Consider the following 14862-nt stretch of genomic DNA (forward strand, 5'->3'; position numbering starts at 1 on the left):
GGAGTACACCTCATCTCATTGGTTTCGTTTGGTCACTTAATCAATTCGAGATTTAGGGAGGTACTCCTTTTTCTGTACATTAGAAAGCTAGATCTAGCAAGGCTTTAGATTTATGAAATTGATTCAAGTATTGAAAATTGTAGAAATGTAGGCTACATTAGGACAGTAAACGGTTATAAACCATACAGTATACTTCCTTGCTAACTCCTCTTTGCATATACTGATATTGATCTGTAATGCTAAAACCCGCTTTTTTATAGCAAGCGATAGCACGTCTATTCCAACACTCAACTTCTAAATCAATATCTGCTTCAGCATTTCTTCTAAGTGCTTCCTTTATTGCTAAAGCAACTGCTTCTTGTCCAAGACCCTGGTTGCAGTGTTGTGGAGATAAGAAGATGGCTAATCGTATAACCTGCTCAAGTGGGAATAGCTGAATATAGCCTATTAGCTCTAGTTCGCGATAAATGCAGCAATATTGTTCTGTTCGAATCGTATGATCAGAAAATTCTAGTTCCTTCTTGCACATCTCCTCCCAAGAGGGCCAATTATAAATATGATATGGGGATGAATAGACCCAAGTACATACAGTTCTAGCATCACATTCACTCATTACACTAAGCTGTAACATCGACTTCATTGTCGCACTCCTTATGTATCTACTCTTATAACCCATTCATTACTTTTCTAGAAAGGATCCGAACCATGTTGACAACATTAAAACAACTGCCCATGTTTTCACAACTTCAACAGGAACAGCTACATGAGCTGTTATCGTTTGTCAATTGCTGCACCTATGAAGAGGGGGAGCTTATTCTCCGTCAAGGTCAGAATGGTAATCAATTGTTTATTATAGAGCAAGGCGAGGTTCGAATACAATTGGAGCATCCTAGTGTTGTTCCAATTACTACATTATCAGAAGGTGCCTTCTTCGGAGAAATGTCCTGCTTGACTGGTGATCCAGTTAGTGCTTCCGTCTATGCAAGCTGCCCCCTTAAGCTGTTAGCACTCAATCGTGAAGGCTTGCTATATCTAATGGATCAAAGTCAAGCCTTTCGAAAGCATATGATTGAGTCTATGGTACGTAGAATTCAACAGTCGAATGATAGGGTTGCAGAGGAGTATTCAAAAAGCCTGTACTTTATGAAGCGCAATGAGCTCGATGACCGTGAAAAGTTCGGTGAGCTTATCGGCGTAAGTGAAGCAATACAATCAGTAAAGTCAGCAATTCATCATGCCAGTAAGCATAACGGTTTAATCGTAGTTTATGGGGAAGCAGGCGTCGGAAAGACACATGCAGCTAAGCAAATTCATTATAAGTCACATCGCAATTCCGAACCTGTATTATCACTTCGCGCTGAAGAAATAAATTGGAATGAATGGCCTTCTATTGTATCCGCGGTAGGTAAAGGTACACTCATTATTGATCAAGCAGAAAATCTACCTAAGGATGAATGGAACAAGCTTCTCAGCGTTGTACAGAACATGAATGTTATTGTCACTTCTTTAAAAAGGTTGGAGGGTGCTGCTGTTACTCTTCACGTACCGCCACTAAGAGAGCGCACGCAGGACATCGCATTGTTGGCAAAGCATTTTGTTCAGAAGGAAAATGGCAATCATGACTTAATATCTGAAGAAGCAATCCGCACGTTAACACTATTTCCTTACCTGATGAATAATGTATCGGAGCTAATCTCTGTTATTGAAGCAGCATTCTTATTGAGCGAAGGTAGAACGATTCAATCTACGCATTTAAGATTTTCAAGAGCGAAGCCGCCCGGTGTTAGACCACGAGTTGGTCTTGCGCTCGGAAGCGGTTCCTTACGAGGGATTAGTCATGTTGGTGTGTTGAAGGTGCTGGAGCAAGAAGGTATTCCAATTGATTATATTGCTGGGACGAGTGTAGGCTCCGTAATAGGTGGAGTATATGCAGCTGGAATGAATTTACTTGATCTTGAGAAGGTAATTAAGAGATTGAGATGGAATAATATCGTTGGCTTCACGTTTCCGAAGCGATCTATATTTCATAATGAGCCGTTAGCACATTTTATTGAAAGCTATCTTGGAGAATTAAAAATAGAGGAGCTACCGAAACCATTCGCAGCAATTGCATCTGATGCCAACACAGGTGAGCCGCATATTATGAGAGAAGGTTCCCTTTCAAAAGCGATCAGAGCAAGTACAGCTATTCCAGCGCTGATGAGACCCGTGCAATATCAAGGGAAAACCTTAGTTGATGGGGCAGTTGTACATCCAGTGCCCGCAGCTTTAGTTCGAAGCATGGGGGCTGATTTGGTTATCGCTGTAAATGTATGTACCGAGAATTTTACTAAAGGTATACCGAAGAACTTTGTAAAATCTTTGCTTAATACAATCGACATGATGAGTACGAAAATTGTTACGGAAGAATTGCAGCTCGCAGATATTGTCATTCGTCCTAATCTAGATCATATCGTTACAGGATTTAAGGATTTACAGCCTTATGTGGATGCGGGTACAGAAGCTGCACGTCATCATATTCATGCGATTCATCCTCGAATACGGCTATAAGAAAAATACCGATTACAGTTCTTTAACCTGCAATCGGTATTTTTTGATTATTCGATATAATCTAACACTTGTAACACATAAAACCTTCATAGCTTAGGCAAGTTTTAGAATGGTAAGTGTTGCATTTGTATCACTGTGAAGGTTAACAGCAACGTTATCATTGTTTACAATTTGTAGTGTACTTGGAACTGTCGTGACTTGGATAATAATTTCCGCAGAGATAGGACCTCCTCCATCTCCTGTAAATGGAGTGTCAGTTACTGGAGTGCCGTTCAGTTCTAAATCAAAACCTTGCGCATTGCCTTGATTGTGAATAGTGAATAACACTTGATAGAACCCAGTTTGCAGTATCGTAATTGTGCTAGATGGAGGGACGAATGGTGTAAATGCTGGTCCTACTGAACTTCCATCTGTGTACGTTATCGCAGCACCGGCTGCAACTGAATCTGTGCCAGTGCCTGGGTCTTCTCTCCATGCAGTTAAGAAGCTTGAGATTCCGCCACTAGCACCTGTAGCACCCGTAGCACCCGTAGCACCTGTAGCACCTGCAGCACCTGCAGTACCCGTAGAGCCAGTGGCACCTGTGGCGCCAGTCGCACCTGTGGCGCCAGTCGCACCTGTGGCGCCAGTCGCACCCGTAGCACCAGCTGGACCAATTGAACCCGAAGGTCCTGTCGGTCCTGTCGGTCCTGTCGGTCCAGTCGGCCCTGTTGGTCCTCGAAGAATTGGTCGAATCCCACTAATGAATACTTCGTTTTCAACCGTCATGTCTTTCTGATGTTTGTCCATAGATATATTTCACCTCCTTAGTCTTGTACTATAATATATGAAGTTGTTACATTAACTGCTTGAGCTAATTTACTATGTTGATAGATTTTGGTCTCAATCGAAGTATGAATAGATTGAAAAATAGAAAAAGACATTCTGCTATCAGAATGTCTTTTTCTGTCTTTTGGTTAATAGAATACTTGACTAATAGATTTAAGTGATACGCTGTGCTGACCACACAATTGGTGCAGCAGCTCCACCTAGATCAAGTCCTATGGTTAATCCGTCGGCTTCATAGAACAAGCCAATTGTATCTCCAGCTGTTAATTCGACTTCTCCAGCTAATGTTACAGTGCCACTTCCGAGGATAGCTCTTAGAGACAAGAGTCCAAGCGGTAGATCAACGTTTAAGATAGGGAATAGACCTGAAATTAGATCAGTCTCAGGAAGCGGAGTAGTTCTACGAATTACAAACGATGGTGTTATTCCAGCTCCTAGAGTTACAGAGATAGCAGCAGTAGTAGAGTAGTTAATAGTAGCCATGAATGCATATCTTCCTGTTTCAGGAACAGTAAATGTACCTGTAGTAGTGTCGAAATCTCCAGAGTTGAAGTACGGTGCTGCATCAGTCCATGGAGCAATTTGTGCTGAAGCAGTAACACCAGCTAAGGCTGATGTTGCAGAGAAGCCTTCTTCGAAGGCTGGTCCAGTCGGTCCAGTGTCACCCGTTGGTCCAGTGTCGCCAGTCGGCCCAGTGTCACCCGTTGGTCCAGTGTCGCCAGTCGGCCCAGTGTCACCAGTCGGTCCAGTGTCACCAGTCGGCCCAGTGTCACCAGTCGGCCCAGTGTCACCAGTCGGTCCAGTGTCACCCGTCGGTCCAGTGTCACCAGTCGGTCCAGTGTCACCCGTTGGTCCAGTGTCGCCAGTCGGTCCAGTGTCACCAGTCGGTCCAGTGTCGCCAGTCGGTCCAGTATCGCCAGTCGGTCCAGTGTCGCCAGTCGGCCCAGTGTCACCAGTCGGTCCAGTGTCACCCGTAGGTCCAGTGTCACCAGTCGGTCCAGTGTCGCCAGTCGGTCCAGTGTCACCCGTAGGTCCAGTGTCACCCGTAGGTCCAGTGTCACCCGTTGGTCCAGTGTCACCAGTCGGTCCAGTGTCACCAGTCGGTCCAGTGTCGCCAGTCGGCCCAGTGTCACCCGTTGGTCCAGTGTCGCCAGTCGGCCCAGTGTCGCCAGTCGGTCCAGTGTCGCCAGTTGGTCCAGTGTCACCAGTCGGCCCAGTGTCACCAGTCGGCCCAGTGTCACCAGTCGGTCCAGTGTCGCCAGTCGGTCCAGTGTCGCCAGTCGGTCCAGTGTCACCAGTCGGCCCAGTGTCACCCGTTGGTCCAGTGTCGCCAGTCGGCCCAGTGTCGCCAGTCGGTCCAGTGTCACCAGTCGCACCAGTGTCGCCAGTTGGTCCAGTGTCACCAGTCGGTCCAGTGTCGCCAGTTGGTCCAGTGTCACCAGTCGCACCAGTGTCGCCAGTTGGTCCAGTGTCACCAGTCGGTCCAGTGTCGCCAGTTGGCCCAGTGTCGCCAGTTGGCCCAGTGTCGCCAGTTGGTCCAGTAGCACCTGTCGCCCCAGTCGCTCCGATTAGCGATTCGTCAACATCCAGAGTTACAATAGCAGACCCTTCCGTAACAGTAATATTAAGCGTAGATGAATCAAAAATTAGTTGATCTCCTGCATCCACAGTTGCGGAATTATTACTCGGATCTACAACAGTGAATAAAGGAGTACCTGGTATGACTCCTCCTGGAGGTCCAGTCGGTCCAGTATCACCAGTCGCCCCAGTAGCGCCAGTCGCACCAGTTGCACCGGTGTCACCCGTAGCTCCTGTTGGACCCGTCGGACCTGTAGCTCCATAATTCTCATCCATATCAATAGTTACGATGGCAGAGCCTTCAGAAACACCGATATAAAGAGTGGATGAATCGAAGATAAGTTGATCTCCTGCTTCGACAGGTACGGATTGATTAGCGGGATCGACAACAGTGAATAAAGAAGTGCCTGGTGTGACTCCTCCTGGTGGTCCTGTTGGTCCCGTTGGTCCAGTAGGACCACGACGTCCAACAGGACGAATTCCACTAATTGTTACTTCCTTCTCGTAAGAAGGATCATTTTCGTTATTAAACTTATTTGCCAATATTTAACACCTCCTTAATCTTCTATATCTTATGAATGATATTTCGATATGACTGTGTGAAAATACTATTTTCATAGAAAAAGTAGTTTCGAAAGAAAAGCCATCAGTTTACACTAAGGGCATTACGCCCTCTAATGTAAACTGATGGTCATTTATTGATTGAGATTATGATTTATATTTTCTTTACGGACCAGTAGGTCCTTGTGGAATGGTTAGATTAAGAATGAAATCAGGATACGTTCCTGTTATGGTTGCATCAGCTGCAGTACCAGGGTCGCCAGTTGTTACCGTTCCAATAGTCAAAGTTATCGGCTCTGCTGGTGGGCCCGTCGGTCCTGTAGGTCCAGTGTCGCCCGTCGGTCCAGTGTCACCAGTCGGCCCAGTGTCGCCAGTCGGCCCAGTGTCACCCGTTGGTCCAGTGTCGCCAGTCGGTCCAGTGTCACCAGTCGGTCCAGTGTCGCCGGTCGGTCCAGTGTCGCCGGTCGGTCCGGTATCACCAGTCGGCCCAGTGTCACCCGTTGGTCCAGTATCACCAGTTGGTCCAGTGTCGCCAGTCGGTCCAGTGTCGCCTGTTGCACCAGTGTCACCAGTCGGTCCAGTGTCGCCGGTCGGTCCGGTATCACCCGTCGGTCCAGTATCACCAGTTGGTCCAGTGTCGCCAGTCGGTCCAGTGTCGCCTGTTGCACCAGTGTCACCAGTCGGCCCAGTGTCACCAGTCGGTCCAGTGTCGCCAGTCGGCCCAGTGTCACCTGTAGGTCCCGTGTCACCAGTCGCACCTGTGTCACCTGTAGGTCCAGTGTCGCCAGTCGGTCCAGTATCACCTGTAGGTCCGGTATCACCAGTCGCACCCGTGTCGCCCGTCGGTCCAGTATCACCAGTCGGCCCAGTGTCACCAGTCTGTCCAGTGTCACCAGTTGCGCCAGTAGCACCCGTGTCACCTGTCGGTCCGGTATCACCAGTCGCGCCAGTCGCCCCCGTGTCGCCGGTAGGTCCAGTGTCGCCAGTTGGCCCAGTCGCACCAGTATCACCAGTTGCACCAGTCGCCCCCGTGTCGCCGGTAGGTCCAGTATCACCAGTCGCGCCGGTAGCCCCCGTGTCACCGGTAGGTCCAGTGTCGCCAGTCGGTCCAGTGTCGCCTGTTGCACCAGTGTCACCAGTCGGTCCAGTGTCGCCAGTCGGTCCAGTGTCACCCGTTGGTCCAGTGTCACCCGTCGGTCCAGTATCACCAGTTGCACCAGTAGCACCCGTGTCGCCGGTAGGTCCAGTGTCGCCAGTAGCACCAGTATCTCCCGTAGGTCCGGTATCACCCGTCGCGCCAGTAGCACCCGTGTCACCTGTAGGTCCGGTATCACCCGTCGCGCCAGTCGCCCCCGTGTCGCCGGTAGGTCCAGTGTCGCCAGTTGGCCCAGTCGCACCAGTATCACCAGTTGCACCAGTCGCCCCCGTGTCGCCGGTAGGTCCAGTGTCGCCAGTAGCACCTGTATCTCCCGTAGGTCCGGTATCACCCGTCGCGCCAGTAGCGCCCGTGTCACCCGTCGGTCCAGTATCACCAGTCGCGCCGGTAGCGCCCGTGTCACCCGTAGGTCCAGTATCACCGGTAGCCCCCGTGTCGCCGGTAGGTCCAGTGTCGCCAGTAGCACCAGTAGCACCTGTATCTCCCGTAGGTCCGGTATCACCCGTCGCGCCAGTAGCGCCCGTGTCACCCGTAGGTCCGGTATCACCAGTTGCGCCAGTAGCGCCCGTGTCGCCGGTAGGTCCAGTGTCGCCAGTAGCACCAGTAGCACCTGTATCTCCCGTAGGTCCGGTATCACCCGTCGCGCCGGTAGCTCCCGTGTCACCCGTCGGTCCAGTATCACCAGTTGCACCAGTAGCGCCCGTGTCACCTGTAGGTCCAGTATCACCAGTTGCACCAGTAGCCCCCGTGTCACCGGTAGGTCCAGTAGCACCAGTAGCACCTGTATCTCCCGTAGGTCCGGTATCACCCGTCGCGCCGGTAGCCCCCGTGTCACCGGTCGGTCCAGTATCACCAGTTGCACCAGTAGCCCCCGTGTCACCTGTAGGTCCAGTATCACCAGTTGCACCAGTCGCCCCCGTGTCACCTGTAGGTCCAGTATCACCAGTCGCGCCGGTAGCGCCCGTGTCACCAGTCGGTCCAGTATCACCAGTTGCACCCGTGTCGCCGGTAGGTCCAGTATCACCAGTCGGTCCAGTGTCGCCCGTCGGTCCAGTGTCGCCCGTCGGTCCAGTGTCGCCCGTCGGTCCAGTGTCGCCGGTCGGTCCAGTGTCACCCGTCGGTCCAGTATCACCAGTAGCACCTGTTACTCCGATTGATTCGTCAATATCAATGCTTACAATAGTAGATCCTTCAGAAACATTGATATTAAGTGTTGAAGATTCGAAGATTAGTGGCTCGCCAGCAGCGACGTTTACGGTTTGATTGTTATTGTCCACAACAGGGAATAATAGAGTTCCAGGTATGACACCTCCTGGAGGTCCAGTCGGTCCAGTGTCACCCGTCGCACCCGTTGCCCCAGTTGCACCAGTCGGTCCGGTGTCACCCGTTGCCCCAGTCGCACCTGTCAGTCCAGTGTCACCCGTTGCACCCGTTGCCCCAGTCGCACCAGTCGGTCCAGTGTCACCCGTCGCACCAGTAGCTCCTGTCGGACCCGTAGTTCCATAATTCTCATCCATATCAATTGTTACGATGGCAGAACCTTCAGAAACACCGATATAAAGAGTGGAAGAATCGAAGATAAGTTGATCTCCTGCATCGACAGATACGGTTTGATTAGCCGGATCTACAATCGAAAATAAAGAAGTACCTGGTGTGACCCCTCCTGGTGGGCCTGTTGGTCCCGTTGGTCCTGTAGGACCACGACTTCCAATAGGACGAATCCCACTAGTTGTTACTTCCTTCTCGTAAGAAGGATTGTTATCGCTATTAAACTTATTTCCCAAAATTTAACACCTCCCTGATCTTCTATATCATATGGGACGAGAATTGAAAGTGTATGTGTGAAATTACTATTTTCATAGAAATAAATAGTTTAAATATTAAAATGCAAGATTAATAATGAGATTTTATTTGAATTATAGTTTTTTATAAGGGATGCTTGCATAAAAGATTCTTGATACAAACAAATCCTATAGGGAATAACTACGTTGACATAAATATAAGTATCCGATATACTTACTTTATTAAATTAAGTAACTATAAATTTAAGAGGTGATATGAAATGAGTAACCAAATAGATCCAGCTCTTAGTCTCGGGAAAGTTGCGCTTAAAGTTTCGAATATAGAAAGATCAGTTGCTTTTTATGAACAGGTAATTGGCTTGAAGGCTATTCAAGTCACAGAGACTCAAGCAAGCTTGTCTGCTAACGGAAAGGATGTCTTGCTTGAGCTTGAGGTAGTAAATGAACCATATACTGGAAGTCGTCGTGGACATACAGGTTTATATCATTTTGCATTATTACTACCTACACGTAAGGCATTAGGGAATATTTTGAAGCATTTTGTTCAATTAAGAATTGGTGTCGGTCAAGCTGACCATCTAGTAAGTGAGGCACTGTATCTATCCGACCCTGATCAAAATGGAATTGAAATCTACCGGGATCGTCCTCGCTCAGAGTGGCAATATGACAGCAATAATATGGTGAGAATGGCGACAGATCCGATCGATTGGGAAGGGATTTTAGCTGAGGCAGATGATCGTCCATTTACTAGTATTGATGAAAATACTGTGATGGGGCATATCCATCTTCATATATCTGACCTCAACAAGGCGAAACGTTATTACTGCGATGAGCTGGGCTTTTCATTAGAGCTGGACTGGTCAGTTAATGGTGCTTTATTTACCGGCGCAGGACGCTACCATCATCATATCGGTCTTAATATATGGAATGGCAGGGGTGCGACTCCACTGCCTGCGAATGCAACAGGACTGAAGGAATACACAATCCATCTAAGCTCTGCAGAGGAAAAAGAAGCTGTTGTTCAACGCTTAAAGCAGTTCGGACATGAGGTAGAGGCAAGAGGAGATCATTATTATACTGTCGATCCATTCGGCATCGGCATTATATTGAAATAAAGGTTGTAACGAATGAACGTGCAGGCTTCATGAGAAATTCATGAAGCCTGCACGTTTTTTCATTTACAGACTTGTGAGTATCTATCGTCATTTTTGTTAAAGATAATCAAAAGAAAATCACTAAGTGAGGTATGAAGATGACAGATAAGAATGTAACTGAAGATCAGGATGCAATCGAAAAAGTGAGGGAATTAATTAAAGGGATTGATATCGCCATGCTTACTTCTATAACCAAGGATGGCATTGTATCACGTCCGATGAAAACCCAGGAGGTTGAATTTGACGGTGACTTATGGTTTTTGACGATGAAGGATACAGAGAAGTATGATGAGCTGAAGCAGCATCCGCAGGTTAATGTTACCTATGCTGGTCAATCGTATGTATCGATTCGAGGTACAGCCGAGTTAATTAATGATAGAGAAAAAATAAAAGAGTTCTGGAATGTCGCCTATGAGAAGCTGCTGGATACAACGAGTGATGATCCTAATCTCATACTAATTAAAGTTAAGGCAGAGACAGCTGAATATTGGGACATGGGAAATAAACTAAAGCTTATGAAACAAATGATTAATAAGCTGACAGGTAATAAAGCTGAGACATCAGATACAAACGAAATTGTAAATTTGCAAGGTTAAACAACAAAGGACAGGCTCAGTTCTAACAGGACTGAGTCTATTTTCGTTAGTGCTTCTTGATCCGAGTATATTCCTTATCCCATTCAAATCATGTAGAATATTAAGAATGAGATGATATAGAAGGTGGAGATACGATGTTAAAGTGGGACGGTCATACCCATACTCAATTTTGTTATCATGGAAGCGATGCGCCACTTGAACAATATGTTGAACGCGCGATTGCACTTGGCTTTCAGCGCTATTCAGTCACAGAGCACCCATCGCTGCCAATCGGCTGGGTAAATGATCGCAAGTTGTTTGATGAGCTGGGAATGCCCGAGCATGAACTAGAACAATATTTTCAATATGTAATGAATATAAAAAAGAAATACGAAAAAGAGATTGAAATTGTTATTGGACTGGAATTGGATTATTTGCATGGTCGTCAGGATTACACCGATCAGCTTGTTACAAAATGGGGGCATGTGCTAGAAGAGGTCATCTATTCCGTACATTACTTACCAGCTGCAGATGGAAACTACTGTGTTGATTTTACCTCAGATGATCTCAAGCAGAACCTGTTAGCCTATTACGGCTCCATGGAGAAGCTTGTAGATGTTTATTTTGATCATATAGAGCTGACTATTCAGCAGGCAGGTAAGCTGCCGATGAACGCGAGAATAGGTCATATTAATCTAATTCGTAAATTTCAAAAACAATTGCCTTCATTAAACGAGGCTCAGTTCCACGCTCGCTTAGAGCGTTTGCTGCCTTTACTTCAGACAAATGGTGTAGGTGTTGACGTAAATGTTGCAGGCTTTCGAGTGACCAGCTGTGAGCAGGAATACGTGCCAGAGTGGTTTATAAAGAAGTGCATGGAGTTAGATATACCTGTAGTCTATGGCTCCGACGCGCATAAGCCGGAGCAGGTTGGGTTGTTTTGGAACTGGTATGAACAAATAGTAAGTAGTAAGTAAATAAAAAAAGGAACCCACAGCAACGGGCTGAGGGTTCAAAAGTGTATATATCATTAAAAAGGGGGTCAATTAGAAGTATAGACAAAGAATATTAAGGACAAATGAATGTAATGTTTCATTTATGTTACAAATTCACTGCAGGCATTACAGTGAAATTTAATGCCAGTTTTGATGGAGGGGAATGTGGGGTTACAAGATTTAATTTTTCATCTTGTAGGCGGAGTAGCGATATTTCTATTCGGCATTAAATATATGTCTGATGGCTTGCAGAAAACGGCAGGAGATCAGATTAGGCATTTGCTTGCATCCTATACCGTTCACCCTTTGCTAGGTATAGCTGTTGGGATTATAGTTACGTTGCTGTTTCAGAGTGCTACCGGAGCGGTAATACTAATCATTGGTTTGATGAATGCGAGTATATTAAGCATTAGGCAAGCCATTCATGTCCTTATTGGTTCCAATATTGGTACGATCTTTACCGTGTTCATCGTAGGTATTAGCATTGAGAATTATGCTTTACCGATTATCACCATGGGTGTAATTTTATTTTTATTTGTGCATTATAAGAGAATCCAATATATCGGGCAAATTATTCTAGGCTTCGGTACACTTTTTCTCGGGTTATCGATTGTAAGAAACGGACTCCAAAGCTCAACAGAGGGAGTTACTTCTTTTCTAATGAATTTATCGGATATCCCGGTGATAGGTTTATTAGCAGGAATCGTACTTACCGTACTGCTTACAAGCTCAAATGCTGCGATGGGTGTTCTACAAACGATCGCCAAGGAAGGGTTGATCGATTTTCAAGGCTTAATTCCAATTATGTTAGGCAGTAATATCGGATCTGCCGTCATTGCATGCATAGCTGTCATTGGTGCCAGTATTAGAGCAAAGCGCGTAGTATTTATTCAAGTGCTGTATTCTGTTATCGGTACCGGTTTGTTTTTGCTGCTGCAGAAGCCACTGATTGAGCTATCGTTGTCTCTAGGACAAGCAGCAACTATGAATATTGAGCTAGCGATTGCCTACAGCTTGTTCCAGTTATTGACTGGAATGGTCTGTATACTCTTCGTACCTTTGTTACTACGTATCACCCAGTCTTTAATACAAACACATCAACCTTCAGCAGAGGTTTTGTTTGGGGCTCAATATTTAGATAAACGTTTCCTTGCAACGCCAAGCATGGCACTTGAGCAAGCGCAAAATGAAACATTACGCATGGGGAATATAGCAAGGGAAACGTTAATGCACGCTTCGCAATACTTTTTTGAGCAGGACAGTCGTTCTGCTAATCTAGCCTTGAAAAAAGAAGCACTAGTCAATGAGCTTAATCGCTTGATTACAGATTATATGGTAGCTATTCATCAGCATGATCTAACAGCTGGAGAATCTGAGAAATTAACTGGACTGCTGCATGTCGTTAACGATATTGAACGTATTGGTGATCATGCTGAAAACATCGTCGAGCTCGCAGAGTATAGTACGCGTAACCGCGTTCAATTATCAGAAGTGGCTATTAGTCAGCTGCATGAAATGATCGATGCTGCAGATTGGATAATTGGACGTACGCTATATGCACTAGAGCATAATGACCGCTCAGCTGCTGCAGATGTGCGTGGACGAGAAGCTGATCTTGACCGGATGGAGCACGAGTTCCGTGTGGGACATTTTTCAAGATTGAATGAAAATCTTTGCAAAGGCAATGCGGGGGCAATATTTCTGGATATGCTAAGCAATTTAGAGCGTATCGGAGATCATAGCAAGAACATAGCTGAATATATTCTAAAGTAAAATACCTCGAGATAGAGACTCGAGGTATTTTTTATATTCAATCCACCATTAAATTTGATTACGCCTGGCTTTCTCGCATAATGGTACGCCAAAGATCTTGAAGCTGCTGCAGCTTAATCAACATATCATTAGATAGCTGCTCACAAGCGTCCAATTGCTGCATATCGCCATTCCTTAATTGCACCAGCAGCGCTTCAGCCTCGGCATAAGCGTGATCTATCGTGATGCTGTAATTAGCCTTGTCAAGCGAAACGGCATGCATGGTATTGCTTGGAAGCAAAGCATCATCCGCTTCGACGGCACCAATATAATTACCTTCCAGCTGCAAATGTGTATTCTGCGTAATTGGTGTAGCGGCAGCTGTGGCCGTTGCTTCGCCATACTGTGCTCCGCTGCTTTCCGCATGTTCTTTTGTAGTGGAAGCAGAAGCTTCCTGCTCAGCCTCAAGCGCTGCAACTTGCGCAGCTTTACGTTCCGCTGCTAGCCTTGCTTCCTCCTGTTGCTGCTTTTCACGAGCAAGTTTTTCTTTCCGATTTTGCTCGAATACGGACCAAGTCTCAATTAAACCGCTGCCGGTTTTTAATAAAAGCTTTTGCTTCGTACCATCAGAGATTGATTTATCCTTGAATAGCTTCGCAATTTTTTTAACATCACTTACTGGCAGCTCATCACGTGCAGCAGTTAACGCTAACGAATCACGAAACTCTATAGGTAGATCCTTAAGAGGCATAAGCTGATCCTCAGTCAAGCAATCCTTACGAATTTGTGTGCCACTGACAATTAGCTTTTTTACTGCGCTGCCGAATTTGAGTAGCTCTAATTTGTTTTTTATGTAGCTTTCTGGTTTACCTAGCTTGCTTGATAGCAGCTTAATTGAGCTGCGAAAGCCGTCTTCATTCATAAGCTTATGAAATGCTTCTGCTTCTTCAATTGGTGAGAAATCCTCACGAGTAAGGTTTTCGGCAATTTGTTCAAAGTATATGTCCATCTCATCGGTAGCATCCGATACGATACAAGGAATGGACTCAAGTCCGATCATTTGAGAAGCCTTGTAGCGCCGATTGCCATAAATAATTTTATACCGACCATCCCCGGTGTCTCTAACTTTAATGGGCGATAGCAAACCGATTTCTTTAATACTGTTAGCAAGCTCTTCTAATGCGTCCTGACTAAATTGATACCGCGGCTGATCCTTATCCTCGTCGATAAGAGACAGCTTAATTAACGTAATGTCCATTCCAGGGCTCCCTTCTCCACTTATCTACTCTCTATTGTACCATGCCTATTCCATATTAGCCGAGCGTTAACTACTTGCACGGAGCATCATATTCTGATAGCTTGTAGAGAGTAATAGAACAAGTGGAGGCATACGATCATGGCATTGGAGATAGAGCGGAAATATTTATTAACGATTCCTTATCAGCAGCTCATTGAGCAGGGGATCATTACAGTTAAGTCGGAGCAAAGAATTGAACAAACGTATATTGCAATGGACAAGGATCAAGAGCTGCGGGTTCGCCGCATTCTAGATTTGTCGTCTAATGATTATGAATATACTCATACCTTCAAAAACGGTGTGGGCTTAGCACGAGAAGAAGTCGAATACAATATTACGAAGGTTATTTACGACCAGGTCGTTGAAGCATTTGGCTTTGTGCCTTTAACGAAAAACAGAATTACCGCAATGTTCGGTGAGTTGCTCGTCGAAATTGATGTGTATGATCAGGTTGATTTTGTTGTCGTAGAAGTAGAATTCGGCTCAATGGAGGAAGCAGACTCCTTCGTACCGCCTAGCTGGTTTGGAGAGGAAATAAGCTTTAATAAGAAATACAGCAACAAAGCGGTATGGAAGCAGCTGCAGACTGAGAAACAATAGATGTAAGAGGTGAG

General features: G+C 46.1%; 11 protein-coding genes. 6 read left to right on the forward strand and 5 right to left on the reverse strand.

Annotation, left to right across the window (positions count from 1 at the left end; genetic code table 11):
- Positions 1-157: 157 nt before the first annotated feature.
- Positions 158-640: a GNAT family N-acetyltransferase gene (locus M3180_RS20895; protein WP_251671099.1), complete on the reverse strand. Its 483-nt coding sequence runs from the start codon at positions 638-640 to the stop codon at positions 158-160.
- Between the two features lie 65 nt (positions 641-705).
- Here M3180_RS20895 and M3180_RS20900 point away from each other — a divergent pair, with 65 nt between their 5' ends.
- Positions 706-2550, forward strand: a complete 1845-nt coding sequence (locus M3180_RS20900; RefSeq protein WP_251671101.1) for a patatin-like phospholipase family protein — start codon at positions 706-708, stop codon at positions 2548-2550.
- 93 nt (positions 2551-2643) lie between these two features.
- Here the strand turns inward: M3180_RS20900 and M3180_RS20905 are convergent, their stop codons facing one another.
- The 3 genes from M3180_RS20905 to M3180_RS20915 all read right to left on the reverse strand — a co-directional run bounded on the left by M3180_RS20905 (position 2644) and on the right by M3180_RS20915 (position 8457).
- Entirely contained in the window at positions 2644-3339 is a 696-nt protein-coding gene (locus tag M3180_RS20905) for a BclA C-terminal domain-containing protein (protein ID WP_251671103.1), read from the reverse strand.
- A 192-nt stretch (positions 3340-3531) separates the two neighbouring features.
- A complete protein-coding gene (locus tag M3180_RS22810) occupies positions 3532-5499 on the reverse strand; it encodes a collagen-like protein (protein ID WP_285855830.1) in 1968 nt (655 codons plus the stop codon).
- A gap of 183 nt (positions 5500-5682) precedes the next feature.
- Positions 5683-8457 carry a beta strand repeat-containing protein gene (locus tag M3180_RS20915; protein ID WP_285855831.1) on the reverse strand — a complete coding sequence of 925 codons (2775 nt, stop codon included), beginning with the start codon at positions 8455-8457 and terminating at the stop codon, positions 5683-5685.
- A gap of 278 nt (positions 8458-8735) precedes the next feature.
- Here M3180_RS20915 and M3180_RS20925 point away from each other — a divergent pair, with 278 nt between their 5' ends.
- From M3180_RS20925 to M3180_RS20940, 4 genes are all read left to right on the forward strand, one after another.
- Positions 8736-9590: a VOC family protein gene (locus tag M3180_RS20925; RefSeq protein ID WP_251671105.1), complete on the forward strand. Its 855-nt coding sequence runs from the start codon at positions 8736-8738 to the stop codon at positions 9588-9590.
- Between the two features lie 137 nt (positions 9591-9727).
- A complete protein-coding gene (locus M3180_RS20930) occupies positions 9728-10225 on the forward strand; it encodes a pyridoxamine 5'-phosphate oxidase family protein (RefSeq protein ID WP_251671107.1) in 498 nt (165 codons plus the stop codon).
- 134 nt (positions 10226-10359) lie between these two features.
- The gene (hisJ, locus tag M3180_RS20935; RefSeq protein WP_251671108.1) at positions 10360-11181 is read left to right on the forward strand and encodes a histidinol-phosphatase HisJ; all 822 of its coding nucleotides are present in this window, start codon (positions 10360-10362) and stop codon (positions 11179-11181) included.
- Positions 11182-11364: 183 nt separating this feature from the next.
- The gene (locus M3180_RS20940; RefSeq protein ID WP_251671110.1) at positions 11365-12972 is read left to right on the forward strand and encodes a Na/Pi cotransporter family protein; all 1608 of its coding nucleotides are present in this window, start codon (positions 11365-11367) and stop codon (positions 12970-12972) included.
- Positions 12973-13030: 58 nt separating this feature from the next.
- On the opposite strand, the gene M3180_RS20945 is transcribed toward M3180_RS20940, so the two are convergent.
- The gene (locus M3180_RS20945; RefSeq protein WP_251671112.1) at positions 13031-14209 is read right to left on the reverse strand and encodes a ParB/RepB/Spo0J family partition protein; all 1179 of its coding nucleotides are present in this window, start codon (positions 14207-14209) and stop codon (positions 13031-13033) included.
- A 138-nt stretch (positions 14210-14347) separates the two neighbouring features.
- Here M3180_RS20945 and M3180_RS20950 point away from each other — a divergent pair, with 138 nt between their 5' ends.
- A complete protein-coding gene (locus M3180_RS20950; RefSeq protein WP_251671114.1) occupies positions 14348-14848 on the forward strand; it encodes a CYTH domain-containing protein in 501 nt (166 codons plus the stop codon).
- The last annotated feature ends 14 nt before the right edge of the window (positions 14849-14862 follow it).

Origin of the sequence: Paenibacillus camelliae, from assembly GCF_023715345.1 — a bacterium.
Taxonomy (GTDB): domain Bacteria; phylum Bacillota; class Bacilli; order Paenibacillales; family Paenibacillaceae; genus Pristimantibacillus; species Pristimantibacillus camelliae.

Coding starts and splice junctions, on each gene's coding strand:
- M3180_RS20895 (WP_251671099.1), bottom strand. CDS start 640: ATGAAGTCGATGTTACAGCTTAGTGTAATGAGTGAATGTGATGCTAGA.
- M3180_RS20900 (WP_251671101.1), top strand. CDS start 706: ATGTTGACAACATTAAAACAACTGCCCATGTTTTCACAACTTCAACAG.
- M3180_RS20905 (WP_251671103.1), bottom strand. CDS start 3,339: ATGGACAAACATCAGAAAGACATGACGGTTGAAAACGAAGTATTCATT.
- M3180_RS20925 (WP_251671105.1), top strand. CDS start 8,736: ATGAGTAACCAAATAGATCCAGCTCTTAGTCTCGGGAAAGTTGCGCTT.
- M3180_RS20930 (WP_251671107.1), top strand. CDS start 9,728: ATGACAGATAAGAATGTAACTGAAGATCAGGATGCAATCGAAAAAGTG.
- hisJ (WP_251671108.1), top strand. CDS start 10,360: ATGTTAAAGTGGGACGGTCATACCCATACTCAATTTTGTTATCATGGA.
- M3180_RS20945 (WP_251671112.1), bottom strand. CDS start 14,209: ATGGACATTACGTTAATTAAGCTGTCTCTTATCGACGAGGATAAGGAT.
- M3180_RS20950 (WP_251671114.1), top strand. CDS start 14,348: ATGGCATTGGAGATAGAGCGGAAATATTTATTAACGATTCCTTATCAG.